Annotated in this window: 27 protein-coding genes, 1 tRNA gene and 1 pseudogene; 12 read left to right on the top strand and 17 right to left on the bottom strand. The window is 69.6% G+C overall.

Annotation, left to right across the window (positions count from 1 at the left end; all coding sequences use genetic code 11):
- Nucleotides 1-125: 125 nt before the first annotated feature.
- Both ACIRB7_RS18540 and ACIRB7_RS18535 read right to left on the bottom strand, forming a co-directional pair.
- Nucleotides 126-692, bottom strand: a complete 567-nt coding sequence (locus tag ACIRB7_RS18540) for a DUF1206 domain-containing protein (RefSeq protein ID WP_403599405.1) — start codon at nt 690-692, stop codon at nt 126-128.
- Complete coding sequence (locus ACIRB7_RS18535) at nt 671-1039, bottom strand: DUF1206 domain-containing protein (protein ID WP_403599402.1); 369 nt, start codon at nt 1037-1039, stop codon at nt 671-673. Before ACIRB7_RS18535 ends, ACIRB7_RS18540 begins: the two co-directional genes overlap by 22 nt.
- Nucleotides 1040-1497: 458 nt before the next feature.
- On the opposite strand from ACIRB7_RS18535, the pseudogene ACIRB7_RS18530 reads away from it, so the two are divergent.
- Nucleotides 1498-1929, top strand: a pseudogene (locus ACIRB7_RS18530) (hemolysin III family protein); the annotation flags it as partial.
- 206 nt (nt 1930-2135) lie between these two features.
- Here the strand turns inward: ACIRB7_RS18530 and ACIRB7_RS18525 are convergent.
- From ACIRB7_RS18525 to ACIRB7_RS18495, 7 genes are all read right to left on the bottom strand, one after another.
- The gene (locus ACIRB7_RS18525; RefSeq protein WP_403599399.1) at nt 2136-2312 is read right to left on the bottom strand and encodes a hypothetical protein; all 177 of its coding nucleotides are present in this window, start codon (nt 2310-2312) and stop codon (nt 2136-2138) included.
- Between the two features lie 77 nt (nt 2313-2389).
- Nucleotides 2390-2545 (bottom strand): DUF6131 family protein, encoded by a 156-nt coding sequence (locus tag ACIRB7_RS18520; RefSeq protein ID WP_327159851.1) that lies wholly within the window; start codon nt 2543-2545, stop codon nt 2390-2392.
- Between the two features lie 201 nt (nt 2546-2746).
- Nucleotides 2747-3343, bottom strand: a complete 597-nt coding sequence (gene amaP, locus ACIRB7_RS18515) for an alkaline shock response membrane anchor protein AmaP (RefSeq protein ID WP_403599396.1) — start codon at nt 3341-3343, stop codon at nt 2747-2749.
- Between the two features lie 11 nt (nt 3344-3354).
- Entirely contained in the window at nt 3355-4023 is a 669-nt protein-coding gene (locus ACIRB7_RS18510) for a DUF6286 domain-containing protein (protein ID WP_403599394.1), read from the bottom strand.
- Nucleotides 4020-4445 (bottom strand): Asp23/Gls24 family envelope stress response protein, encoded by a 426-nt coding sequence (locus tag ACIRB7_RS18505; protein ID WP_403599973.1) that lies wholly within the window; start codon nt 4443-4445, stop codon nt 4020-4022. Before ACIRB7_RS18505 ends, ACIRB7_RS18510 begins: the two co-directional genes overlap by 4 nt.
- 14 nt (nt 4446-4459) lie before the next feature.
- Nucleotides 4460-4687: a DUF2273 domain-containing protein gene (locus tag ACIRB7_RS18500; RefSeq protein ID WP_403599391.1), complete on the bottom strand. Its 228-nt coding sequence runs from the start codon at nt 4685-4687 to the stop codon at nt 4460-4462.
- A 36-nt stretch (nt 4688-4723) separates the two neighbouring features.
- Nucleotides 4724-5173: an Asp23/Gls24 family envelope stress response protein gene (locus ACIRB7_RS18495; protein WP_403599388.1), complete on the bottom strand. Its 450-nt coding sequence runs from the start codon at nt 5171-5173 to the stop codon at nt 4724-4726.
- A 97-nt stretch (nt 5174-5270) separates the two neighbouring features.
- On the opposite strand from ACIRB7_RS18495, the gene ACIRB7_RS18490 reads away from it, so the two are divergent.
- Nucleotides 5271-6047, top strand: a complete 777-nt coding sequence (locus tag ACIRB7_RS18490; RefSeq protein ID WP_403599385.1) for a hypothetical protein — start codon at nt 5271-5273, stop codon at nt 6045-6047.
- A gap of 241 nt (nt 6048-6288) precedes the next feature.
- On the opposite strand, the gene ACIRB7_RS18485 is transcribed toward ACIRB7_RS18490, so the two are convergent.
- Together ACIRB7_RS18485 and ACIRB7_RS18480 are read right to left on the bottom strand one after the other, a co-directional pair.
- The gene (locus ACIRB7_RS18485) at nt 6289-6570 is read right to left on the bottom strand and encodes a hypothetical protein (RefSeq protein WP_403599382.1); all 282 of its coding nucleotides are present in this window, start codon (nt 6568-6570) and stop codon (nt 6289-6291) included.
- A gap of 380 nt (nt 6571-6950) precedes the next feature.
- Nucleotides 6951-7021 (bottom strand) — tRNA-Gly (locus ACIRB7_RS18480).
- Between the two features lie 402 nt (nt 7022-7423).
- On the opposite strand from ACIRB7_RS18480, the gene dcd reads away from it, so the two are divergent.
- A complete protein-coding gene (gene dcd, locus ACIRB7_RS18475; RefSeq protein ID WP_403599379.1) occupies nt 7424-7999 on the top strand; it encodes a dCTP deaminase in 576 nt (191 codons plus the stop codon).
- Nucleotides 8000-8012: 13 nt separating this feature from the next.
- Nucleotides 8013-8510 carry a phosphoribosyltransferase gene (locus ACIRB7_RS18470; protein WP_351895097.1) on the top strand — a complete coding sequence of 166 codons (498 nt, stop codon included), beginning with the start codon at nt 8013-8015 and terminating at the stop codon, nt 8508-8510.
- Between the two features lie 80 nt (nt 8511-8590).
- Here the strand turns inward: ACIRB7_RS18470 and ACIRB7_RS18465 are convergent, their stop codons facing one another.
- From ACIRB7_RS18465 to ACIRB7_RS18455, 3 genes are all read right to left on the bottom strand, one after another.
- Nucleotides 8591-9523 carry a Yip1 family protein gene (locus ACIRB7_RS18465; protein WP_403599376.1) on the bottom strand — a complete coding sequence of 311 codons (933 nt, stop codon included), beginning with the start codon at nt 9521-9523 and terminating at the stop codon, nt 8591-8593.
- Nucleotides 9524-9691: 168 nt separating this feature from the next.
- The gene (locus ACIRB7_RS18460; RefSeq protein WP_403599372.1) at nt 9692-11953 is read right to left on the bottom strand and encodes a (Fe-S)-binding protein; all 2262 of its coding nucleotides are present in this window, start codon (nt 11951-11953) and stop codon (nt 9692-9694) included.
- Between the two features lie 107 nt (nt 11954-12060).
- Complete coding sequence (locus ACIRB7_RS18455; RefSeq protein ID WP_403599369.1) at nt 12061-12549, bottom strand: sugar transferase; 489 nt, start codon at nt 12547-12549, stop codon at nt 12061-12063.
- A gap of 347 nt (nt 12550-12896) precedes the next feature.
- Here ACIRB7_RS18455 and dnaK point away from each other — a divergent pair, with 347 nt between their 5' ends.
- The 4 genes from dnaK to ACIRB7_RS18435 are packed head-to-tail and all read left to right on the top strand — an operon-like array spanning nt 12897 to nt 17083.
- Nucleotides 12897-14735 carry a molecular chaperone DnaK gene (gene dnaK, locus ACIRB7_RS18450; RefSeq protein ID WP_403599366.1) on the top strand — a complete coding sequence of 613 codons (1839 nt, stop codon included), beginning with the start codon at nt 12897-12899 and terminating at the stop codon, nt 14733-14735.
- Nucleotides 14732-15394: a nucleotide exchange factor GrpE gene (gene grpE / locus ACIRB7_RS18445; RefSeq protein ID WP_403599363.1), complete on the top strand. Its 663-nt coding sequence runs from the start codon at nt 14732-14734 to the stop codon at nt 15392-15394. The genes dnaK and grpE overlap by 4 nt, the downstream gene beginning before the upstream one ends.
- A gap of 39 nt (nt 15395-15433) precedes the next feature.
- Nucleotides 15434-16618, top strand: coding sequence for a molecular chaperone DnaJ (dnaJ, locus tag ACIRB7_RS18440; protein WP_351210568.1), 1185 nt, complete (start codon nt 15434-15436; stop codon nt 16616-16618).
- Between the two features lie 3 nt (nt 16619-16621).
- A complete protein-coding gene (locus ACIRB7_RS18435) occupies nt 16622-17083 on the top strand; it encodes a heat shock protein transcriptional repressor HspR (protein ID WP_351210566.1) in 462 nt (153 codons plus the stop codon).
- Nucleotides 17084-17168: 85 nt separating this feature from the next.
- On the opposite strand, the gene ACIRB7_RS18430 is transcribed toward ACIRB7_RS18435, so the two are convergent.
- The gene (locus ACIRB7_RS18430) at nt 17169-17636 is read right to left on the bottom strand and encodes a hypothetical protein (RefSeq protein ID WP_403599359.1); all 468 of its coding nucleotides are present in this window, start codon (nt 17634-17636) and stop codon (nt 17169-17171) included.
- Between the two features lie 5 nt (nt 17637-17641).
- Nucleotides 17642-18685, bottom strand: a complete 1044-nt coding sequence (locus ACIRB7_RS18425) for a helix-turn-helix transcriptional regulator (protein ID WP_403599357.1) — start codon at nt 18683-18685, stop codon at nt 17642-17644.
- A gap of 107 nt (nt 18686-18792) precedes the next feature.
- Here ACIRB7_RS18425 and ACIRB7_RS18420 point away from each other — a divergent pair, with 107 nt between their 5' ends.
- The gene (locus ACIRB7_RS18420) at nt 18793-19056 is read left to right on the top strand and encodes a hypothetical protein (protein WP_403599354.1); all 264 of its coding nucleotides are present in this window, start codon (nt 18793-18795) and stop codon (nt 19054-19056) included.
- Nucleotides 19053-19373 carry a (2Fe-2S)-binding protein gene (locus ACIRB7_RS18415; protein WP_073811266.1) on the top strand — a complete coding sequence of 107 codons (321 nt, stop codon included), beginning with the start codon at nt 19053-19055 and terminating at the stop codon, nt 19371-19373. The genes ACIRB7_RS18420 and ACIRB7_RS18415 overlap by 4 nt, the downstream gene beginning before the upstream one ends.
- A gap of 143 nt (nt 19374-19516) precedes the next feature.
- Here the strand turns inward: ACIRB7_RS18415 and ACIRB7_RS18410 are convergent, their stop codons facing one another.
- On the bottom strand, nt 19517-19921 hold the full coding sequence (locus tag ACIRB7_RS18410; protein ID WP_403599350.1) for a pyridoxamine 5'-phosphate oxidase family protein: 405 nt from the start codon (nt 19919-19921) through the stop codon (nt 19517-19519).
- 123 nt (nt 19922-20044) lie between these two features.
- Here ACIRB7_RS18410 and clpB point away from each other — a divergent pair, with 123 nt between their 5' ends.
- Together clpB and ACIRB7_RS18400 are read left to right on the top strand one after the other, a co-directional pair.
- On the top strand, nt 20045-22639 hold the full coding sequence (gene clpB, locus ACIRB7_RS18405) for an ATP-dependent chaperone ClpB (RefSeq protein ID WP_403599347.1): 2595 nt from the start codon (nt 20045-20047) through the stop codon (nt 22637-22639).
- Nucleotides 22640-22733: 94 nt separating this feature from the next.
- Nucleotides 22734-23267 (top strand): YbjN domain-containing protein, encoded by a 534-nt coding sequence (locus ACIRB7_RS18400; protein ID WP_351210553.1) that lies wholly within the window; start codon nt 22734-22736, stop codon nt 23265-23267.
- Nucleotides 23268-23338 lie beyond the last annotated feature (71 nt).

Here is a 23338-nt window from a genome sequence, read left to right as displayed (position 1 = left end):
TGACCGCTGTTCACCGTTCCGAAGGGCACGGATGGGGCACGGTTGTCATTGCCGCGATCGTGCTGGGCATCATCGGCGCGGTCGCCGAAGCACTCTTCTGCCTGCTGATCGTCGACCTCGTCTTGCTAGGGCGCACCGGGACGTGTTCCCGGGCCCGCAGCCCCGGTCGGCTGTTCCGCCGGAGTCCCGTGCTGGGCGGCCTTGCGCCAGCGGGCTTCGCAGAACGAGTACAGGCCGAACAGCAGGAGGCCCACAGCGGCGGCGATCAGCAGGGCGGGCCCTGCGGGCGTGGCGGCGAACGAACGCAACGTCTCGTCCAGGCCCTTGGCCTGGTCGGGGTCGTACCGCACCGCGGCCAGCAGGACGGACAGGCCGGCCCCGGCCGCGACCACACCGCACGCCGCGCCGCCGACGATGCCCAGTACCGCGACGACCCGCCGCGTCGCCGGGCGCATCTCGTCCGTCCGGAGATCCTTCTCGAACCTCCGCATCAGGCTGCGCACCAGGATCACCACGCCCACGACGATCAGCACGGCTCCGAAGACGCCGACGATCACCCGGCCGCCTGGCCAGTCCAGCACCCTGGCGGTGTACTCCTTCGACGTCTCGTCACCCGGACGGCCCCCGGAGGAACCGCCGACCAGCGCCGTCTGCACCACGCCGACACAGATCACGGCGTAGAACACCGCCATCCCCAGAGAACCCAGACGACGAGACCACTTCTCCCGCCCTCCACTGTCTGCCCGAACGCCGCCTCGCACAGACGCCACAGCGTCATCGCCGCCAGCCCCACCACCAGGGCCCACAGCAGAGCCCGGCCGAACGGCTGCTCGCCGAGGGTCCCCACCGCGCCGGACCGGTCGGCCTCCTGGCCGCTGTCGCTGCCGAGGCCGATCCGCACGGCCAGAATCCCCACCAGCACGTAGATCACTCCCCGGGCGCAGAGCCCGACCCTGGACGCGACCTCCACCGCACGACTGTCGGCCACACGCCGCCCCTGCGACTTGGGCTGAGCCGGACCATCCTGCCTGCGCTCCATGTCTGGCACCTCCATGTGCCGGGCCCCACTGAACAGCGCACCGTCGGTCGGGATGGGCGTCGCGGGTCAGAACCAGAGTCCGAAGGCGTCCCAGCGCGCCCGCTGTCTGCGGATCGCGGTGCCACGTCGGCCGATGTGGCGGCGAGGTTCGGGTCTCCGAGTCTGACTGGCCTGACGCCACCCCGGGTCTGTTCCCCGTCTTCCACGGCAGGGCTCTTTACAAGTGTCCTCGAAACCATCCTGCGGGGCGACGGTTACGTGGCTGGCCTCGCTCTCCTGCGGACCGTCGGGAGCATCCTGGGTGGCGACGCGCGCGCCTCACCGGTTACGTGAGTACCGAATGCCCGCGCAAACACAGACACCGCTCGGTGGCCCGCCGAATCCGCAACTTCCACAATCGCAGCCGTCGGCAGGCAGCCGGGACCGGAATCGTGAGGTGACTGGACCGACTACGCGCGATGAGGTGGACCTCTCCAGGCTCCCGTTACGGGCGGTTTCCTAGCATGTGCACATGGTCGCCCGCGATACCCCGCAGTCCGATTCGGGAGGGGAAGCAGTGTCCGGAGACAACGCCGAATCCCGCAGTGTCTCTTCCCCACCGACGGTCAAGGGGCGCGACTCGACCGGCCTTTCCTCGGGATCGCAACGAGACGTGGCCGCCGAGGACTCCCGCCCGGTGGCTGGCCGACCTGGTCGAGCGGGCAGCCGATCTGGTGGACCCGATCAAGCCGAGGCTGCGCGGCTGGCTCCACGCCGGCATGGTCCCCGCATCGCTGGCGGCGGGCGTCGTCCTCATCTGCCTGGCAGGGACGCCACAGGCCGTGCTGGCCTGCACCGTGTACTCCGTCACGGCCTGGCTGCTGTTCGGGACGAGCGCCGTCTACCACCTCGGCACCTGGGGACCGTTCGGTGAGGCCGTTCTACGCCGCCTCGACCACGCCAACATCTCTCACCGCCCACTACATCGCCATCTTTCTCGCCGCTCACTGAGCGGTCGAGGTGCGGGCCGCCTCACCCACTCGCCGGCCCTCCGGAGGACCGCGACGCGAGGGCCGGTGGTCCACTCCCACGGAACGTGGTGGGCCGGCCCTCACCGTCAGAATGCGGTGGGCCCGCGTCGGCGCGAGTGCCGTATCGAGCGCACCAGCAGGTACATCACGGCGACGACGAGAAGCAGCACCCCGGTGGAGAGCAGGTACATCATTCCGTCCACGACAGCGCCGATGACGATCAGTGCGATGGCGCTGCCGAGCAGAATCAGGAAGAGGGCCATCGCTTTACGCCTCCCTGAGGCGGGACGGCCTGGTGAAGACTCGACCACGGGGCTGCGTCGGCTCGGAGCCGAGCCGCCTACCAGTAATGACGGCGTCCGCCGACTGCGTGGCCGACCGCCCCGAGGATCCACAGGATGACGCCGATCACGACGAGAACGATCCCGATCGTCCACAAGATGGAAATGCTGGCCACAAACCCGATGACAAGCAGGATGATCCCGAGAATGATCATGGTGACCTCCGGCCTCGCAGATACCTCGATTCCAGAGTAGGCGCACCCCGCCGAGGCGGCCTGTCAGGCCGTCAGTCTCCTGCCCTTCCCGTGGGCATGAACAGAAGCCGTCTGATCGGCAAGCCGATCAGGTGCGACGTGACGGCCGTGGCGACCGGGACAGACGGGTGCTATTCCGTCCCTGGACACGGCGGAGAATTCTCAGTCGACCCGATGGGCGCGGTGACGGACTTCCCTGAGGCTGACCTCCGACGGGAGACGGTCGAGGCCTGTCGAGTCCCGTGCGTGTGCGACCACGTCCCGGTCGAGTCGGTCCAGGATCCGCTCCGGTTCGGCGTGAGGCTCCAGCCACAGCCGCACTTGCGCGACCGGGGCGGTACGCCGGCCCCCCAGGCGCACCCGTGCCCGTGCGACTCCGTCCATGGCTTGTGCCTCTTTCTCGATCACGTCCTCCAGGGCGCGGCCCTCGAGTCGGGCCGCCGTACCGTCCTGGCTGTCGACGAGGACCTGGTGCAGCCGGTCTTTGCGCAGCAGTGTCCAGAGCCACCACAGCAGCAGCACCAGCAACGCGGCGAGCACCGCGATGACGGTCGGCCACCACCAGCCCTCCGCCCGCCACCGAAGGCGTCCCTCGTCGCCCAGGACGACATCGGCCGGGCCGCGGAAGGGCCACCAGCCCGGCACGTCGAAACCCCATCGGCGCTGCAGGTCCAGACCGCCCAGGAGCACGCCGCCGCCCAGTGCGAACAGCCCGAGGCCGAGCAGCCCCAGCAGCACCCGGTTCACTGTCTTGATCATCGGGATCAGCGTCAGCCTTTCTTCGGGCGTCGGACATGGACGGTCAGCGAGGGCCGCCGGGCGAGACCCAGAGCCGCCACGGCTTCGCCCAACGCCGCATCGAGGTCGGCACGGACCTCGTCGAGATCGCGGAAATGCACCTGCGCCCGGGCTTTGATCTTCCGGCGACCGACATCGACCCGAGCCGACTCCACACCGGACACCCGTACGGCCCGGTCACGCAGGATCAGGGCCACCGCCCGGCGGTCGAGACCGGCGCGGACCTCGCCTGTTCCTCGGGTGCCGGTGGGCTGCCGCATGGGAAGCAGCCTGCGCAGTCCCGGTGTCACCGCCAGCAGGACGAGGCACAGGCCGAGGGCCATCGCCACCGCGGCCCCGACGATCACCCAGACGTCGTCCAGCGGCCGCGTGGCCAGCTCATCCGCGAGCCGGCGTCGCCAGCCCATGCCGGGCCGGCCCGCCCGCACCGAGACCACGTCGTACAGGAGCAGCCCGACGGCAGCGAGGGACAGCAGAGCCACGATGACCGCAGGAACCCGCCGCGCGGACCAGAAACGACGCGGCGATGCCCGGACTGCCGATGTCGCGCCGGTGTCCGGGTGCCCTGCGGAGGAATCCGACTTCGCAGGCTCCGAGGGAAGGCCGCTGTCGCCGGGTGGCCGACCCGTGTGCGCGCTCATCTCACCCTCTCCCGTTCCGTCCGCCGCGAGTGAACCGAGTGCAGCCTCTCGACGGCCACCACGAGGTCGGGCACTTCCACACCGGCCCATGCCTCAAGTCGTTCGATGACCTCTCGGCGCACCGCCGCGCACTGCGCCCCGATGTCCGACGGGTAGCCCAGTTCCACGGCGATGCGCATCCGCACCTGGCCCAGCACCGGTCGGCTCCCGGCAGGACCGCCTGCCCTCTCAGATCCGTTCCGCTCCGCTGCCCCTCGCACCACCGCCGTCACGTGAGGTGCGCGGTGGCCCGGTGGCACGCGACCGGTCGCCTCGGAGAAACGACTCAGCGCCTCGCGCGCCACCTGGGCAGCGATCTTCGCGACGACCCGGTCGGCTACCGAGGTCGCACCCCGCTCCCGGCGGGGCACTGCCGGGCGCATGTCGGCTTCCCTGGTCACTGCCGCCAGTCTCTCCGTGCCCGGCGCTGGTCGTCACGAATACGTTGCTGATCGTCCCGACGGCGGACGAAGTCACCCGGTTCGAGATCACCTTCCGACAAACGCCCGACCACGAGTCCGACGACACCCAGCACCAGCACCAGCAGGAAGGCCCAGAAGCCACCGAAGTACGCGGCGAAACCCAGCGCCATTCCGGCGGCCAAACCCACCACGGATCTGCTCATCACACGCTCCTTCACCCGGTAGCCGACTCCGTCCGGCTACCGGAGCCGCTGCCGCTCCTGCCCCTCGCCCTCCTCGTTCTCCTCGTTCTCCTCGTCGGGCAGCTTTACATCACCGACCATGATGTTGACTTCGACGACTTCCCGACCCGCCATCCGTTCCACCGCGGAGATCACGTTCTCCCGCACCGCACCGGCCACGTCCGTGATGGAGAAGCCGTAGTCGACGACGAGCTCCAGATCGATGGCCGTCTGCACCTCTCCGACCTCGACGCTGACCCCGCGGGTGACGGACTTGCCACTACCGGCGCCGGGCATCCGCTCCCGCACGGATCCCATCGAGCGCGCGAACCCGCTGCCCAGGGCATGGACGCCGCGCACGTCCCGTGCCGCCATCCCGGCGATCTTCTCCACCACCACGTCGGCGACGGACGTCCGGCCTCGAGAACCGGGCGCGCCGCCATGCTTTGCGCCGGTGTGCTCAGTCATCGGGCACTCCTCCCTCGAGAAGTCAGCCGTGCACCCTTTATTCGAATTATATTCGTTATGGACCGTTTTGCGCGGTCGTGGTGAGACGAGGGAGAGGGTGGAAGAGGTGAAGACCGAGGCGTTGATGCAGTCCGTACGCGGTCGGCTCGGCCTGGGCCGACTGCTGCCTCTCGGAGGGCCGGACGACGGCACGTGGATCACCGAGCAGGCGGCCGTCCGTGCTCTCTGGCGCAAGGCCGCCGGGGTTCCCGGCGTTCGACTGGAGAGCATGCGCATCGGTCCGGTCCCGGACGAACCCGTGCTCGAACCGGCCGTCCGCCCGCCTGCCGGCGCGCTCCCGCCCGGCCCGCTCAGGATCGAGGCGGCCCTCACCGGGTCCGTGACACTGCCCGTACCTCAAGCCGCCGAACAGTTGAGGACGACTCTGCTCAAGGCGGCCGACGAAGAACTCGGCCTGAGCACCGTGACAGTCGATCTGCGCGTCACGGATCTCCACGAGGGCACGGAGACAGACGGGGGATCGCAGACCGCGGAGAACGTCATGACGCCCCCGTCCCGAGAAGCGCCCACGCGAAGCTCGGCCCCCGCGACCGGGACAGAGCCCCTGCGGGGGCCGATCGGAGAGCTGGCCGACGTCGCGTCGGCCGTGCCGGGCGTCGCCCGCCTCACCGCCCCACTGGGCGGCCACCCCGTCAGGGTGACGCACCAGGACGATCCGCCCGCCCAACACATTCAGGTCCAGCTCGCGGTCGTATCCGGCCGCCGTCCCCTGGAAGTCGCCCGGGCCGTCCGGGACGCCGTGACCGTCGCGGCCACGAGTGACGTCCGGGTCCCGACAACCGCTGCCGCCCTCATCACCGAGACCGAGGCGTAGCCGCGTCGACATGGCGGTCGCACCGGGTTAATCGCCACGTGTCGGGGGGTGATCCGGAGACCAGGGGGACCTGATGGACACGATGAGCGTCGACGTTGCGACCGACCGCCCTGCCGGTTCCGTCGCCGTGGCACGTGACAGCGCCCGGTCCTTCCTCGAAGGGCTCCCACAGGATCGTCCCTCCGCTCAGGGATCCTGCCGGAGCTGCTCGGCCGAGGTGACGTGCAGGGGTGCGGGCCGGCTACTTGCTGACGACGTAGAGGGAGAAGTCGGGGCCGGGTTCGTCCCCGGCGGAGCCGACGAGCTGGACCGGTCCCTGCAGCGTGTAGGGCTGCTGGTTCTTGGGCGGGAAGTCGTGGAGCCCCGAGGGGGCGGTGAGCGTGCGCGGGACGATCACCCCCTCGCCGTCGACGTGCACTTCGCTTTCGAGTCCTTGCTCTGCCGCGAGCGCGGTGAAGATCTCCGCGACCTCCTCGACGCTCTGCCCGTCGGCGGGAATGACGTGGATCTCGTTGTCGCTCAAAGCGGCCTCCCAGGGTGCGTGCCAGCTGCGTGGCGGGTGGTCCCATGCTCTCGGGCCGGCCAGGCACTTCCGGACCGGTACTGCGGGGACGAGCCGCACTTCACCCAAATGGGAAGGGCCCCGTGGTCTCGAAGAAGGCGGATGCCCTTCGGTGGGTCGTGCTCAGACCGCGCCACCCTGCGCACCACGCGCATGGTGCGCAGGTCACTCGAAGCGCGTCTCGCTATTCGGCACCCCTCGGCGCCCTGGGGTAGCGGGTGGCGATCCGAGGTCGAATCTGACGCCCCGTGAAGGCGCTTATGGACGGGAATGGCACGCGGCACCCGACAGGTCTAGACAACGACGAAGCCCCAGGTCGCTGACCTGGGGCTTCGTTCACGAGCGGATGACGGGAATCGAACCCGCGCTATAAGCTTGGGAAGCTCATGTTCTACCATTAAACTACATCCGCGTAGCGGCCGGGTGATCCGTGCCGCATCGTTGCACACTGTACCCCATGCGCCACTTGAGGCGAAGCTGCTGACTTTTCGGGTGCGGAGTGCCGTCTGGAGGGTGTCCCCTTCATCCCCTAATGTGGCTGCTCGTCCAGCATGTGTGTAGGGGAAGGGACTTGATGGGTCCGATGGAGCGCACCGTCGTCCGTTGTGCCGAAGGGCATGTGTTCAGTACCGCCTCGTTCCCGTTGCAGCAGCTCGGGGCTGCGCGGATCGGGCCCGGGCGGCTCATTCGGTGTCCGCGTTGTGCGCGGCTGCGGCACGCGGTGCCGGTGGAGCTCGGGCGGCGCTGACGGGGTGCCGGGGCGCGGGTGCCTGCCGATTGCGGCAGGTCCGCGCCCTCTGCGTATCGTGGGGGCGTGCTTCTCTCAGACAAGGACATCCGGGCCGAGATCGATGCCGGACGGGTGCGCATCGACCCGTACGACGAATCCATGGTGCAGCCCTCGAGCATCGACGTGAGGCTTGACCGCTTCTTCCGGGTGTTCGAGAACCACCGCCACCCCCACATCGACCCCGCCGTCGAGCAGCTCGACCTGACCCGTGAGGTCGAGCCCGAGGGCGACGAGGCGTTCATCCTCCACCCCGGCGAGTTCGTGCTCGCCTCGACCTACGAGGTCATCACCCTCCCGGACGACATCGCGTCCCGGCTCGAGGGGAAGAGTTCTCTCGGGCGGCTCGGTCTCGTCACCCACTCGACCGCCGGCTTCATCGACCCCGGTTTCTCCGGGCACGTGACGCTGGAGCTGTCGAACCTCGCCACCCTGCCGATCAAGCTCTGGCCGGGCATGAAGATCGGGCAGCTCTGCATGTTCCGGCTGAGCTCGCCCGCCGAGTTCCCGTACGGGAGCGAGCGGTACGGCTCCCGGTACCAGGGCCAGCGGGGGCCGACGGCCTCCCGGTCGTTCCTGAACTTCCATCGGACCCAGGTGTGAGGCGGTCGCAGTCATGAGTGAAGTACGCGAGAACCTGACGTACGAGGGTTTCGGGCGCGCGATCCGCGAGCTGGCGCAGACCGTCGCCGACGACGGCTACGAGCCCGACGTCGTGCTGTCCATCGCCCGCGGCGGCGTCTTCGTCGCCGGTGGACTTGCCTACGCCCTCGACTGCAAGAACATCCACCTGGTGAATGTGGAGTTCTACACCGGGGTCGGCACCACGCTGGAAATGCCGGTCATGCTCGCGCCCGTCCCGAACGCGATCGACTTCAGCGACAAGAAGGTCCTCATCGCCGACGACGTCGCCGACACCGGCAAGACCCTCAAGCTCGTCCACGACTTCTGTGTCGACCACGTCGCCGAGGTCCGCTCGGCCGTCATCTACGAGAAGTCGCACTCCCTCGTGAAGTGCGAGTACGTGTGGAAGAAGACCGACGAGTGGATCAACTTCCCCTGGTCCGTCGAGCCGCCCGTCGTCAAGCGCGAGGGTCAGGTCCTCGACGCCTGAGCCGAGCCGAGCTGATCGGTGCGCGTACGGAGAAGGCCCCCACCTTGTGCGGTGGGGGCCTTCCTCGTGTCTCTCTCCCGCTACAGCGTGCCCAGCTTGATCAGGCTAAGGAGTGCCACCAGCTGGATCGCCGACGCGCCCAGGGCCTTCGGCCACGGCAGGTCGTGCGAGCGGCTCACCATGACGGTGAAGAGCGCTCCCGCCGCCAGCCAGGTCAGCCAGCCGATCACCTGCACGAGGCCGTTCTCGCCGCCCAGGAACAGCGCGAAGATCAGCCGGGGCGCGTCCGTGATCGACATGATCAGCATCGAGAGGCCCACGGTCGGCTGCCAGGACCCGTCGCCGCCCAGCTGGCGCGCCAGGGTGTGGGTGACCGCGCCCAGGATGAGTCCGCCGACGACGAAGCCGAGAGCGGTCATCAGGACGTACGGGATCGCCGTCGACAGGGTCGCGTTGATCGCCTCTTCGCGCGCCTTGTCGAAGCCGAAGATCGCGAGCAGCCCGTAGAGGAAGGTCACGATCAGCGCCGGGCCCCAGACCGCGTGGTCCCGCATCCGCAGGAACGTGTCCGCCGGGCGCAGCACGATGCCGCTCAGGAGGGCCTTCCAGGGCAGCCGGGGGCCGATGGGGGCGGGCGGTGCGGCCTGGTGGCCCGCGCCCGGGCCGCCCTGGCCGTACGGGTCGTCGATGCTGAACATCTGGGTGTGGCCCGGGTTGTTCGCCGTCGCCGCGTGCTGCTGCTGGTGCGGGTCGCCGAAGTACTCCGGCTCGCCGTACGGCTGCTGCTGTTGCCCCTGCTGCCCGTACGACTGCCCCTGCTGGCCGTACTGCTGCTGTCCCTGCCGCCCGTACGGCTGGCCCTGCTGCCCGTACTGCTGTCCCTGCGGTGGCTGCTGTTGCCACTGCTGCTGCGGGTACGGCGGCGGGGCCGCGCCCGGCCCGTACGGCGCCTGCTGCGGTTGTTGTTGCGGGGGGCGGTTGTCCCGGCCGCGTCCGTTCCTGAATCCAGCCACGTCGTCGAACGTACCCGCTTTCGCCGTGCCGGCGCTCCTCCGGCGGATGCTTGCCACTGAGCTGTGACATCCCCTAGGGGGCGGACGACCTCCTGAGGCGCATGCGGGCGTACGGGAAAGGGCCGCCCCGCGGTCATCGCGGGGCGGCCCTCTCTCACGTACCGGTCTCTACTGCGCCGGCTCCGGTTCCGGCTCCCCCGCCGGCTGCGGCTCCGGGTCCACCGGGGTCTTCACCGAGTCGAGGAGCAGCTGGGCCACGTCCACGACCGTGACGGACTCCTTGGCCTTGCCGTCGTTCTTCTTGCCGTTGACCGAGTCGGTCAGCATGACCAGGCAGAACGGGCAGGCGGTGGAGACGATGTCCGGGTTGAGGGACAGGGCTTCCTCGACGCGCTCGTTGTTGATGCGCTTGCCGATCCGCTCCTCCATCCACATCCGGGCACCACCGGCGCCGCAGCAGAAGCCGCGCTCCTTGTGGCGGTGCATCTCCTGCTGGCGCAGGCCGGGGACGGCGGACATGATCTCGCGCGGCGGCGTGTAGACCTTGTTGTGACGGCCCAGGTAGCAGGGGTCGTGGTACGTGATCAGACCGTCGACCGGGGTCACCGGGACCAGCTTGCCCTCGTCGATGAGGTGCTGGAGCAGCTGCGTGTGGTGGATGACCTCGAACTCGCCGCCCAGCTGCGGGTACTCGTTCGCGATCGTGTTGAAGCAGTGCGGGCAGGTCGCGACGATCTTCTTCGCCGACTTCGGCTTCTTCGTCGACTCGTCCTCGTCATCCTCGCCGAACGCCATGTTCAGCATCGCGACGTTCTCCTGGCCGAGCTGCTGGAACAGCGGCTCGTTGCCCAGGCGGCGCGGGGAGTCACCCGTGCACTTCTCCTCGCCGCCCATGATCGCGAACTTGACGCCCGCCATGTGGAGGAGTTCGGCGAAGGCCTTGGTGGTCTTCTTGGCCCGGTCCTCCAGGGCGCCGGCGCAGCCGACCCAGTAGAGGTAGTCGACCTCGGTGAGGTCCTCGACGTCCTTGCCGACGATCGGGACCTCGAAGTCGACCTCCTTGGTCCACTCGACGCGCTGCTTCTTCGCCAGGCCCCAGGGGTTGCCCTTCTTCTCCAGGTTCTTGAGCATCGTGCCCGCCTCGGACGGGAACGCGCTCTCGATCATCACCTGGTAGCGGCGCATGTCGACGATGTGGTCGATGTGCTCGATGTCGACCGGGCACTGCTCGACGCAGGCGCCGCAGGTGGTGCAGGACCACAGGACGTCCGGGTCGATGACGCCGTTCTCCTCGGCGGTGCCGATCAGCGGGCGCTCGGCCTCCGCGATCGCCGACGCGGGCACGTCCTTGAGCTGCTCCGCCGTCGCCTTCTCGTTGCCTTCCATGTCCTTGCCGCCGCCCGCGAGCAGGTACGGCGCCTTGGCGTGCGCGTGGTCGCGCAGCGACATGATGAGGAGCTTCGGGGAGAGCGGCTTGCCGGTGTTCCAGGCGGGGCACTGCGACTGGCAGCGGCCGCACTCGGTGCAGGTGGAGAAGTCGAGGATGCCCTTCCAGGAGAACTGCTCGACCTGGGAGACACCGAAGACGGCGTCCTCGGCCGGGTCCTCCCAGTCGATCTCCTTGCCGGCCGTCGTCATCGGCTGGAGCGCGCCGAGGGCGGTGGAGCCGTCGGCCTCGCGCTTGAACCAGATGTTCGGGAAGCCGAGGAAGCGGTGCCAGGCGACACCCATGTTCGTGTTGAGCGAGACCGTGATCATCCAGGTGAAGGACGTGACGATCTTGAGCGCCGCGACGAAGTACGTGAGGTGCTGGATCGTGCTCAGGTCGAGGCCGTCCAGGAGCGCGATCAGCGGGTACGAGGCGAAGAACCCCGGCTCCCAGCTCGTCACGTGGTGCTGGACGCCTTCGAGGGCGCGCAGCGTCATGATGCAGAGGCCGACGATCAGGATGACGGCCTCGACGAAGTAGGCCTGGCCCGTCTTGGAGCCGGTGAAGCGGGACTTGCGGCCTGCTCCGGTCGGCCTGTTGAGCTGCCGGATCACGATGAGGGTCACGATGCCGAGGACCGTCATCAGGCCGAGGAACTCGGTGAAGATCTCGTACGGCAGCCAGTCGCCGATGATCGGGATCAGCCAGTCGGCCTGGAAGAGCTGGCCGAAGGCGTTGACGATCGTCAGGAGCAGCGAGAAGAAGCCCACCGCGACGAACCAGTGCGCGAAGCCGACGATGCCCCAGCGGTTCATCCGTGTATGGCCGAGGAACTCCTTGACCAGCGTGATGGTGCGCTGCGTGGGGTCACCGGTACGCGTGCCTGCGGGCACCGGCTGACCGAGCCGCACGAAGCGGTAGATCTGCACGGTGGCGCGGCCGAACAGCGCGACGGCCACCACCGTGATGGCGATCGACACGATGATCGCTGCGAGTTGCATGAAGGGCTCCTCGGGCGGGCCTACTAAGCGGTAACTTATCGAGTTCCTGCTGAGATTACCCGGTCACGGCCCCGCGCTGTAGCGGCGCTGGCGGTGATATGTGTCGCTCAGGCAAACCTTGCCGCGCGACGCCTGCGTACAGCTGGAAGCGTACGCGCCAGGATCCTCAGATCCATCCCCAGCCAGTGGTGGTCCACATAGTGGAGGTCGAGCAGCTCGCGCTCCTCCCACGGCAGGTCGGAGCGCCCGCTGATCTGCCACGGGCCGGTGAGGCCGGGGCGTACGGAGAGCCGGCGGCGTCCCTCGCCCGCGCACTCGCGGTGGGACGGGGCCAGCGGGCACGGCCCGACCAGCGACATCCGGCCGCCGACGACGTGCAGCAGCAGGGGCAGCGCGGCCAGCGGGCTCCGGGTGCGGAAGGTCAGCATCGTGAAGGGGCGACCGTCGAGGCCGGCCACCGTGCGGCGGCGCAGGAGGCCGTGGCCGGGGGGTGTGGCGGCGAGGGCGACGGAGACGGCGACGGCGGCGAGCAGCGGGGACAGCAGCACCAGGAGGGCGAGTCCGCCCACGATGTCGAACGTGCGCTTGGCCGTCATTCCCCACACCCTTCCGAGCGGCGACCGAGGGCCGGAGAAGCAGGGGGTGACCGAGAATCATGGGATATTCGTGGAATATGCCTGCTTTGCCCGGCAAGGAGCACCCGGACTCTCTCATGTCGCACCCGGCCCGGTCCTGGAACGACGCGCACGCCCGACCCCGAGCGACCTGCACGCCCGGCCCGAGCGACCCGCGCCCGACCCCGAGCGACCTGCGGGGCTGCCCGGCATGAGCGCGTCAGCGGGCGAAGAGTTGAGTCGGCTCCACTCAGGTCTGTTGACGCGATCCGGGTCGTCATGCATCCTTGAGTCAGATCCACTCAAGTACGTCAGCTGGAGGAATCGAAATGGCACGTGCGGTCGGCATCGACCTGGGCACGACTAACTCCGTCGTCAGCGTTCTGGAAGGCGGCGAGCCCACCGTCATCACCAACGCCGAGGGTGCCAGGACCACGCCGTCCGTCGTCGCCTTCGCGAAGAACGGCGAAGTGCTCGTCGGCGAGGTGGCCAAGCGTCAGGCCGTCACCAACGTCGACAGGACCATTCGGTCGGTCAAGCGCCACATGGGCACCGACTGGAAGATCGAGATCGACGGCAAGAACTTCAACCCGCAGCAGATGAGCGCCTTCATCCTGCAGAAGCTGAAGCGCGACGCCGAGGCGTACCTGGGCGAGAAGGTCGTCGACGCGGTCATCACCGTCCCGGCGTACTTCAACGACTCCGAGCGTCAGGCCACCAAGGAGGCCGGTGAGATCGCGGGCCTCAACGTCCTGCGCATCGTCAACGAGCCGACGGCCGCCGCTCTGGCGTACGGCCTCGACAAGGACGACCAGACGATCCTCGTCTTCGACCTCGGTGGCGGCACCTTCGACGTGTCCCTCCTGGAGATCGGCGACGGCGTCGTCGAGGTGAAGGCCACCAACGGTGACAACCACCTCGGTGGTGACGACTGGGACCAGCGCGTCGTCGACTACCTGGTGCAGCAGTTCCAGAACGGTCACGGCGTGGACCTGGCCAAGGACAAGATGGCTCTCCAGCGTCTCCGCGAGGCCGCGGAGAAGGCGAAGATCGAGCTGTCGTCCTCGACCGAGACCTCGATCAACCTGCCCTACATCACGGCGTCCGCCGAGGGCCCGCTGCACCTGGACGAGAAGCTCACGCGCGCCCAGTTCCAGCAGCTGACCTCGGACCTGCTCGACCGCTGCAAGGTGCCGTTCCACAACGTCATCAAGGACGCGGGCATCCAGCTCTCCGAGATCGACCACGTCGTCCTCGTCGGTGGCTCGACCCGTATGCCGGCCGTCGCCGAGCTCGTCAAGGAGCTGACCGGCGGTCAGGACGCCAACAAGGGCGTCAACCCGGACGAGGTCGTCGCCATCGGCGCCGCGCTCCAGGCCGGTGTCCTCAAGGGTGAGGTCAAGGACGTCCTGCTCCTCGACGTGACCCCGCTGTCCCTCGGTATCGAGACCAAGGGCGGCATCATGACCAAGCTGATCGAGCGCAACACCACGATCCCGACCAAGCGGTCCGAGATCTTCACGACGGCCGAGGACAACCAGCCGTCCGTGCAGATCCAGGTCTACCAGGGCGAGCGCGAGATCGCGGCGTACAACAAGAAGCTCGGCATGTTCGAGCTGACCGGTCTGCCGCCGGCCCCGCGTGGCGTCCCGCAGATCGAGGTCGCGTTCGACATCGACGCCAACGGCATCATGCACGTGACCGCGAAGGACCTGGGCACGGGCAAGGAGCAGAAGATGACCGTCACCGGTGGCTCCTCGCTGCCGAAGGACGAGGTCGACCGGATGCGCCAGGAGGCCGAGCAGTACGCGGACGAGGACCACCGTCGCCGCGAGGCCGCCGAGTCCCGCAACCAGGGCGAGCAGCTCGTCTACCAGACGGAGAAGTTCCTCAAGGACAACGAGGACAAGGTCCCCGGTGACGTCAAGACCGAGGTCGAGGCGGCGCTCGTCGAGCTGAAGGAGAAGCTCAAGGGCGAGGACACCGCGGAGATCCGTACGGCCACCGAGAAGGTCGCGGCCGTCTCCCAGAAGCTCGGCCAGGCGCTGTACGCCGACGCCCAGGGCGCCCAGGCCGCCGGCGGCGACGCTGGTCAGGCCCAGGCCGACGACGATGTCGTCGACGCCGAGATCATCGACGACGAGCCCAAGAAGGGTGGTCAGGCGTGACCGAGGAGACCCCGGGCTTCGAGGAGAAGCCCGACGTCCCCTCCGGCGCCACCCCTGACGACGCCGCCGAGACCGTCGAGTCCTCCGCCAAGGAGGACCCGACGGCCCCGGCCGGGGACGCAAGCAGCCAGAAGTCGGCCGGTACCGCGGGCCTCACCGCCCAGCTGGACCAGGTCCGTTCCGCGCTCGACGAGCGCACCGCGGACCTCCAGCGGCTCCAGGCCGAGTACCAGAACTACCGCCGCCGCGTGGAGCGGGACCGGGTCACGGTCAAGGAGATCGCCGTCGCGACCCTCCTGACCGAGCTCCTTCCCGTGCTCGACGACGTCGGCCGGGCCCGGGAACACGGCGAGCTCGTGGGCGGGTTCAAGTCGGTCGCCGAATCGATGGAGACCGTCGTCGCCAAGATGGGTCTGCAGCAGTTCGGCAAGGAGGGCGAGCCCTTCGACCCGACGATCCACGAGGCCCTGATGCACTCGTACGCGCCGGACGTCACCGAGACGACCTGCGTGGCGATCCTGCAGCCCGGGTATCGGATCGGCGAGCGGACCATCAGGCCCGCCCGCGTGGCCGTCGCCGAGCCCCAGCCGGGCGCGGCCCCGGCCAAGGAGGACGGTACGCCGGCCGACGAGGAGAGCGGTGCCCCCGAGGAGGGGTAGCGCGACGATCACCGGAGCAGTCCGGAAGGAGGGACGTCGATGAGCACGAAGGACTTCGTCGAGAAGGACTACTACAAGGTCCTCGGCGTCCCCAAGGACGCCACCGACGCCGAGATCAAGAAGGCGTACCGAAAGCTCGCCCGCGAGAACCACCCGGACGCCAACAAGGGCGACAGCAAGGCGGAAGCGCGCTTCAAGGAGATCTCCGAGGCGAACGACGTCCTCGGCGACCCCAAGAAGCGCAAGGAGTACGACGAGGCCCGTGCCCTCTTCGGGAACGGCGGCTTCCGGTCACCCGGTGGCCCCGGCGGCGGCTCGTTCAACTTCGACCTGGGCGACCTCTTCGGCGGCGCCCAGGGCGGCCACGCCGGAGCGGGTGGTTTCGGCGGCGGTGGCGGGATCGGGGACGTCTTCGGCGGCCTCTTCAACCGCGGCGGGGGTGCGGGGGCCCGTACCCAGCCGCGGCGCGGCCAGGACATCGAGTCCGAGGTGACGCTCAGCTTCACCGAGGCCATCGAGGGCGCGACCGTACCGCTGCGGATGTCGAGCCAGCAGCCGTGCACGGCGTGTTCGGGCACCGGCGACAAGAACGGCACCCCCCGGGTGTGCCCGACCTGCGTCGGCACCGGGCAGGTCTCGCGCGGCAGCGGCGGCGGCTTCTCGCTCACCGACCCGTGCGTGGACTGCAAGGGCCGCGGCCTGATCGCGGAGAACCCCTGCGAGATCTGCAAGGGCAGCGGCCGGGCCAAGTCCTCCCGCACCATGCAGGTCCGCATCCCGGCGGGCGTGAGCGACAACCAGAAGATCCGGCTGCGCGGCAAGGGAGCGCCGGGCGAGCGCGGCGGGCAGAACGGCGATCTGTACGTCGTCGTGCACGTCGACGTCCACCCGGTCTTCGGCCGCAAGGACGACAACCTCACCGTCACCGTGCCGGTCTCCTTCACGGAGGCGGCGCTCGGCGGCGAGATCAAGGTGCCGACCCTCGGCGGCCCCGCGGTCACCCTCAAGCTGCCCGCGGGCACCCCGAACGGCCGGACCATGCGCGCCCGCGGCAAGGGCGCGATCCGCAAGGACGGCACCCGCGGCGACCTCCTCGTGACGGTCGAGGTCGCGGTGCCGCAGGAGCTGGACGACAAGGCACGTGACGCCCTGGAGACCTACCGCGAGGCGACCGCCTCCGAGGACCCGCGGGCGGAGCTGTTCCAGGCCGCGAAGGGAGCGTGACCCGTGGACGGGCGCCGACGACAGCCGGGATTCGGCAGCAGGGCGTACGAACTGACCGACGAGTCGCCGGTGTACGTCATCTCGGTGGCGGCCCAGCTCTCGGGCCTGCACCCGCAGACCCTGCGGCAGTACGACCGGCTCGGCCTGGTCTCCCCGGACCGTACGGCCGGCCGGGGCAGGCGCTACTCGGCCCGTGACATCGAGCTGCTCCGTCAGGTGCAGCAGCTGTCGCAGGACGAGGGCATCAACCTGGCCGGGATCAAGCGGATCATCGAGCTGGAGAACCAGGTCGCGGCGCTGCAGAGCCGGATCGCCGAGCTGTCGGCCGCGGTCGACGGCGCGGCGGCGGCGATGCGGCAGCGCGAGGCCCAGGTGCACGCCTCGTACCGGCGCGACCTGGTGCCGTACCAGGACGTGCAGCAGGCGAGCGCCCTCGTGGTGTGGCGCCCCAACCGCGGCGAGTAGTGCGCAGTGCGTACGTGAGGCCCCTTCCGTTCCGGCGGAGGGGGCCTCAGGTGCTTGAGGCGTCGGGTCGAGGGACCCCTGTGGGTCAGGGGATCAGCTCGGACACGATGTCGCCCACCGTCTCCCACCAGGGCGCGGCGCCCGTCCCGAAGGCAGCGGCGAGCGCGGTGCCGAGGGCGATGTCGCGGGGTGTCGCGCCGGGTTCCCAGGTGTCGATGACCCGGCCGTCGCCCGAGCTCTGGAGGGTGCCGATCCGCCGCCTGCCCCGGGTCAGGCGGCTCTCGGCGTACCCGCAGGGGATCAGCCGGTAGCGCGTGCCGCCGGTCCGCACGTCGACCCGGTAGGAGCGCCGCAGGAGCCGTCCGCGGGCCGGCCGGATGGTGGCGGGGGCCCCGTCGACGGTGAGCGTGAGCAGGGCGGCTCTGCGGGTCCCGAGGGGGATGTGGGTGTCGGGGCGGGCCCCGGGGGCCCGTACGAGCTCCACGGTGGGCAGCCCGTGCCCGGAGACGCGCAGGGTTCCGGCGGGGCCGTCGAGGTCGATCTGTACGTACACGGTGGTCAGTCGTTCCGTCCGATGCCGGTCAGGTGTCTCGCCGGCCGGTTGTCCCCTTCGAGGATGCCCGACCGGGAGATGAGGTAGCCGAGCTGGGCCCGGCTGCCGCTGCCGAGGGCGGCGGCGAGTTTGGCGATGTGGGCGCGGCAGGTGCGCACGTTCATGCCGAGGCGGCGGGCGATGGCCTCGTCGACGTGGCCCTCGACGAGGAGCTTGGCGATGGAGCGCTGGACGCCCCCTATGCCGTCCACGGAGGGGCTGTACGGGATCTCCTCCTCCCAGGGCACGCCGTGCAGCCAGAACTGGTCGAAGACGCCGACGAGGTACTGGACGAGGCCTTCGTGGCGCAGTTCGAGGGCGACCTGGCGGTCGCTGCGCGCGGGCACGAAGGCGACCTTGCGGTCGACGATGATCAGCCGGTCGACGATCTCTTCCAGGGTGCGCAGTTCGAGCCCGTAGGGGGCGACCCGTTCGACGTAGGCGAGGGTGGCGGGGTGGTGCCGGGCGGTGTGCTGGTAGAGCGTCCGCATCCGGACACCGCGGTCGAGGAGCGGCTCCATGCGGCGCAGGGCCGCTTCGAGGGTCTCGGGGCGGCGGCCGCTGCCGGGCTGGATGGTGAGGAGTTCCTCGGTGCACTCGTTGATGGCGCGGTCGAGGGCGGCGTTGATGACGCTGAGGCCTTCGAGGACGGTGATCGCCTGGGTGCCGGAAGGATCCTGCGTGTGGAGGGCCATGAACGGCTCGAACGCGTCGGCGAGCGCGATGGCGTGCTGCCGGCGGGCCTGTATCTCCCGCTCGATGGGGTGCACGAGCTGGCTGAGGGCGATCGACGGCGGTACGGGACGCAGCCACTGGCTGTCGTCCGGGTCCGGGTGCAGGAGGGAGAGCGCCCTCAGACAGGGGGCGGCGTCGGCGTCGGCGCGGGCTATGCGGCCGGTGCGGAGAGCGTTCGCATAGAGCTCCTTGCCCACGTCGCATAGGTCACCGTGACTGTGCTTATGACCGGACTCGTCGCATTCTCGCCTCATTTGCACCCCCCTCAGGGTCATGAATTACAGGAACATGATGCCCGGCGTGGCTGGTGAAAGGGGGCGTGCGTGAGCCATCGTCTTACTCGCGGGGGGGAGGTAGTGATCAAAAGAGGTGGAGATCGGTCATGACCAGGATCGTTCGTGCACTTGGCGCCATAGCCGTCGCGGCGGCTGCTCTCGGCGCACTCGCCGTCGGCGAGCCCTCGTGGGAGGTCGCCCCGGCGCACTCCGTGGCGGGGCCGGACGAGCCCTCGTGGGAGATCGCTCCGGCGAGCTCCGTGGTGGCGGCCCCTGAGGAGCCCTCGTGGGAGAGCGCTCCCGCGGACATCGTCCTGGCGGCCCCCTACGAGCCGTCCTGGGAGATCCCTCCCCGGGGCGCGGGCGCGTGACCGTGCCGCCGGACGACCCCAGGTTCCGCCGGGAGATGGCTTCGGCCTACCGATCCGGATGGCACTTCGTCGACCTCGCCACGGCCATCCCCCACCGTGGCGACTCGCTGAAGGTCACCCTCTTCGGGGAGCCGATCGTCGTGGCACGGGAGCAGGACGAGGACGTCCGCGCCTACCGCTGCCTCCGTCGGCCCCGCGGCGCCCCACAGCCCATCCGCTGTGCCATCCGGTACGGCATGATCTTCGTCAATCTCGACCAGCGGGACCACCAGCTGATCGAGCCCGAGACCATCACCGCCACCCCCCGCAGTGCCTGAGCGATTCCCCCGTCGTTGTAGATCGCTCCGGCACTTCCCCCACACAGCGGCGCCATCGCGGACCTGAAACGCGATGGCGCCGCTGTGCTGCGTCCGGAACGGGCTTCCTCAGGCGCGGCCCACAGCCTGCGCCCGCCCGCCGGTCAGGCGCGGCCCATCGCCCGCGTGAGGGCGATCTCGATGACGACCCGGTCCGGGTTCGGGGCCGGCGTACGCCCGTAGCGGTCCGCGTAGCGGCCCACGGCGTCCGCGACGACCTCCGCCTCCGTACGGATGCGGGCGACGCCTTCCAGGGTGGCCCAGCGCCCCTTGTCGACCTGGCAGACCGCGACCCGCGCGCCGTCCGCGCCCGCCGCCAGGACGTTGGCGACCTTCCGGCTGTGCTTGTTGGTGATGACCCGCGCGTACCCGTTCTCGGGGTCGTACGTGACGCCGACCGCCACGACGTGCGGGGTGCCGTCCGGGCGCGGGGTGGTCAGGGTGCACATGTGGTACTCGCGCCAGAAGCTGAGGTACGAGTCGGAGGGGTTCCTCGGATCAGTCGCCATGCCCGGAAACTACCCGGGCCCCGGCACCCTCCGACACCTTGAGCGGAATAGGCTCAACTTTGTGTACCTTGGAAGGGTCATAGAACGAGAGAGTGACCACGACCCCGAGGAGGAGCACCGACCGTGGACGCCGAACTGACCAACCGGAGCCGGGACGCGATCAACGCGGCCAGCAGCCGTGCCGTGTCCGAGGGACACGCGGACATGACACCGGCCCACCTTCTCCTGGCGCTGCTCACGGGTCAGGAGAACGAGAACATCACCGACCTGCTCGCCGCCGTCGAGGCCGACCAGGCGGTCGTCCGCGCCGCCGCGGAGCGGCTGATCGCCGCCCTGCCGAGCGTCACGGGGTCCACGGTCGCGCCCCCGCAGCCCAGCCGCGACCTGCTCGCGGTCATCGCCGACGCCGACCGGCGGGCGAAGGAGCTCGGCGACGACTACCTGTCCACCGAGCACCTCCTCATCGCGCTCGCGGCCAAGGGCGGCCAGGCCGGTGAGATCCTCGACCGGCAGGGCGCGAGCGCATCGAAGCTGCTCGACGCCTTCGAGAAGAGCAGGGGAGGACGCCGGGTGACCACACCCGACCCGGAGGGTCAGTACAAGGCGCTGGAGAAGTTCGGTACGGACTTCACGGCCGCCGCACGCGAGGGCAAGCTGGACCCGGTCATCGGCCGCGACCACGAGATCCGGCGGGTCGTGCAGGTGCTGTCCCGCCGCACCAAGAACAACCCGGTCCTCATCGGTGAGCCCGGCGTCGGCAAGACCGCCGTCGTCGAGGGCCTCGCCCAGCGGATCGTGAAGGGCGACGTGCCCGAGTCGCTGAAGAACAAGCGGCTGGTCTCGCTCGACCTCGGCGCGATGGTCGCCGGGGCCAAGTACCGGGGCGAGTTCGAGGAGCGACTGAAGACCGTCCTCTCCGAGATCAAGGCGAGCGACGGCCAGATCATCACCTTCATCGACGAGCTGCACACGGTCGTCGGCGCGGGCGCCGGCGGCGACTCCGCCATGGACGCGGGCAACATGCTGAAGCCCATGCTGGCCCGGGGCGAGCTCCGCATGGTCGGCGCGACCACGCTCGACGAGTACCGCGAGCGGATCGAGAAGGACCCCGCCCTGGAGCGCCGCTTCCAGCAGGTCCTGGTCGCCGAGCCGACGGTCGAGGACACCATCGCGATCCTCCGCGGCCTCAAGGGCCGGTACGAGGCCCACCACAAGGTGCAGATCAACGACTCCGCCCTGGTGGCCGCCGCGACCCTCTCCGACCGGTACATCACCTCCCGCTTCCTCCCCGACAAGGCCATCGACCTCGTCGACGAGGCCGCCTCCCGGCTCCGGATGGAGATCGACTCGTCCCCGGTCGAGATCGACGAGCTCCAGCGGTCCGTCGACCGGCTCCGGATGGAGGAGCTGGCCCTCAAGAACGAGACGGACGCGGCGAGCAAGCAACGCCTGGAGAAGCTGCGCCGCGACCTCGCCGACCGGGAGGAGGAGCTGCGCGGCCTCACCGCCCGCTGGGAGAAGGAGAAGCAGTCCCTCAACCGGGTCGGTGAGCTGAAGGAGCGCCTCGACGAGACCCGCGGCCGGGCCGAGCGCGCCCAGCGCGACGGCGACTTCGACACCGCGTCCAAGCTGCTGTACGGGGAGATCCCGGCCCTGGAGCGGGAGCTGGAGGAGGCGAGCGAGGCCGAGGCCCAGCAGGAGTCGTCCAAGGACACCATGGTCAAGGAGGAGGTCGGCCCCGACGACATCGCGGACGTCGTCGGCGCCTGGACCGGAATCCCCGCCGGGAGGCTCCTGGAGGGCGAGACGCAGAAGCTGCTGCGGATGGAGGACGAGCTCGGCAGGCGGCTCATCGGCCAGTCCGAGGCCGTCCAGGCGGTGTCCGACGCCGTGCGCCGCACCCGCGCCGGCATCGCCGACCCCGACCGGCCGACCGGCTCGTTCCTGTTCCTCGGCCCGACGGGCGTCGGCAAGACCGAGCTGGCGAAGGCGCTCGCCGACTTCCTCTTCGACGACGAGCGGGCCATGATCCGCATCGACATGTCGGAGTACGGCGAGAAGCACAGCGTCGCCCGCCTGGTCGGCGCGCCTCCCGGCTACGTCGGCTACGAGGAGGGCGGCCAGCTCACGGAGGCGGTCCGCCGCCGCCCGTACAGCGTGGTCCTGCTCGACGAGGTGGAGAAGGCGCACCCGGAGGTCTTCGACGTCCTGCTCCAGGTCCTGGACGACGGGCGGCTCACCGACGGCCAGGGCCGGACGGTGGATTTCCGCAACACCATCCTGGTCCTGACCTCGAACCTCGGCAGCCAGTACCTCGTCGACCCCCTGACCTCGGAGGAGGTCAAGAAGCAGCAGGTCATGGACGTGGTCCGGGCCAGCTTCAAGCCGGAGTTCCTCAACCGGCTCGACGACCTGGTGGTCTTCTCCGCCCTCGACCGGGCCGAGCTGGGCCGGATCGCGCGGCTCCAGATCGACCGCCTCGCGAAGCGGCTCGCCGAGCGCCGGCTCACGCTCGACGTCACCCCGGAGGCCCTGGAGTGGCTCGCCGAGGAGGGCAACGACCCGGCGTACGGCGCCCGCCCGCTGCGCCGCCTGATCCAGACGGCGATCGGCGACCGGCTCGCCAAGGAGATCCTCGCCGGCGAGGTCCAGGACGGCGACACGGTCCGCGTGGACCGCTTCGAGGACGGCCTGATCGTGGGGCCCGCGGGACGCTGACCATCACGCTCGGCTCATCCGACCGGCCCGGGGTTGCCACAACCCGCCCGGCATGGGGGAGGATGGCGAGCATCCGTACGAAGGGAAATACACGGTGAGCATCGACCCGTCCTCGATTCCGAATTTCGGGGGCCAGCCCCAGCCTCAGGCCGCAGGACCGGCGGGCCCCGTCGTCCCCGACCAGGACCTCGTCAAGCAGCTCCTCGAGCAGATGGAGCTGAAGTACGTCGTCGACGACGAGGGTGACCTCGCGGCGCCGTGGGAGGAATTCCGCACGTACTTCATGTTCCGCGGTGAGGACGAGCAGCAGGTCTTCTCGGTGCGGACGTTCTACGACCGCCCGCACTCCGCCGACGACCGCGCGCGGATCCTCGACGCGATCGACGACTGGAACCGCCGCACCCTGTGGCCCAAGGTCTACACGCACCTGCACGAGGAGGAGGACGGCTCCGCCACCCTCCGTCTCATCGGTGAGGCCCAGATGCTGATCGGCACCGGCGTCGCCCTGGAGCACTTCGTGTCCTCCACGGTCAGCTGGGTCCGCGCCTCCATCGAGTTCGACAAGTGGATCGTCGAGCAGTTCGGTCTGGAGACCCCCGAGCAGAAGGCGGGCGACGAGGAGGCCTGAGCCTCCCCGCCCTCCCGATCGTCACGAGAGCCCGGCCCCCCTTCCGAGGGAGGTCGGGCTCTCGTACGCGT

Origin of the sequence: Streptomyces sp. NPDC093795 (assembly GCF_044764665.1) — a bacterium.
Lineage (GTDB): Bacteria > Actinomycetota > Actinomycetes > Streptomycetales > Streptomycetaceae > Streptomyces.
Note: the sequence above shows the minus strand (reverse complement) of the source record. Positions and strands in the feature narration are given on the sequence as shown.

What these genes read in the sequence shown, in the direction of transcription:
- ACIRB7_RS18540 (WP_403599405.1), bottom strand. Translation starts at nt 692, where the DNA reads ATGGCGGTGTTCTACGCCGTGATCTGTGTCGGCGTGGTGCAGACGGCG.
- ACIRB7_RS18535 (WP_403599402.1), bottom strand. Translation starts at nt 1,039, where the DNA reads ATGGAGCGCAGGCAGGATGGTCCGGCTCAGCCCAAGTCGCAGGGGCGG.
- ACIRB7_RS18525 (WP_403599399.1), bottom strand. Translation starts at nt 2,312, where the DNA reads ATGGCCCTCTTCCTGATTCTGCTCGGCAGCGCCATCGCACTGATCGTC.
- ACIRB7_RS18520 (WP_327159851.1), bottom strand. Translation starts at nt 2,545, where the DNA reads ATGATCATTCTCGGGATCATCCTGCTTGTCATCGGGTTTGTGGCCAGC.
- amaP (WP_403599396.1), bottom strand. Translation starts at nt 3,343, where the DNA reads ATGATCAAGACAGTGAACCGGGTGCTGCTGGGGCTGCTCGGCCTCGGG.
- ACIRB7_RS18510 (WP_403599394.1), bottom strand. Translation starts at nt 4,023, where the DNA reads ATGAGCGCGCACACGGGTCGGCCACCCGGCGACAGCGGCCTTCCCTCG.
- ACIRB7_RS18505 (WP_403599973.1), bottom strand. Translation starts at nt 4,445, where the DNA reads ATGCGCCCGGCAGTGCCCCGCCGGGAGCGGGGTGCGACCTCGGTAGCC.
- ACIRB7_RS18500 (WP_403599391.1), bottom strand. Translation starts at nt 4,687, where the DNA reads ATGAGCAGATCCGTGGTGGGTTTGGCCGCCGGAATGGCGCTGGGTTTC.
- ACIRB7_RS18495 (WP_403599388.1), bottom strand. Translation starts at nt 5,173, where the DNA reads ATGACTGAGCACACCGGCGCAAAGCATGGCGGCGCGCCCGGTTCTCGA.
- ACIRB7_RS18470 (WP_351895097.1), top strand. Translation starts at nt 8,013, where the DNA reads ATGAGTGAAGTACGCGAGAACCTGACGTACGAGGGTTTCGGGCGCGCG.
- ACIRB7_RS18460 (WP_403599372.1), bottom strand. Translation starts at nt 11,953, where the DNA reads ATGCAACTCGCAGCGATCATCGTGTCGATCGCCATCACGGTGGTGGCC.
- ACIRB7_RS18455 (WP_403599369.1), bottom strand. Translation starts at nt 12,549, where the DNA reads ATGACGGCCAAGCGCACGTTCGACATCGTGGGCGGACTCGCCCTCCTG.
- dnaK (WP_403599366.1), top strand. Translation starts at nt 12,897, where the DNA reads ATGGCACGTGCGGTCGGCATCGACCTGGGCACGACTAACTCCGTCGTC.
- dnaJ (WP_351210568.1), top strand. Translation starts at nt 15,434, where the DNA reads ATGAGCACGAAGGACTTCGTCGAGAAGGACTACTACAAGGTCCTCGGC.
- ACIRB7_RS18425 (WP_403599357.1), bottom strand. Translation starts at nt 18,685, where the DNA reads ATGACCCTGAGGGGGGTGCAAATGAGGCGAGAATGCGACGAGTCCGGT.
- ACIRB7_RS18420 (WP_403599354.1), top strand. Translation starts at nt 18,793, where the DNA reads ATGACCAGGATCGTTCGTGCACTTGGCGCCATAGCCGTCGCGGCGGCT.
- ACIRB7_RS18410 (WP_403599350.1), bottom strand. Translation starts at nt 19,921, where the DNA reads ATGGCGACTGATCCGAGGAACCCCTCCGACTCGTACCTCAGCTTCTGG.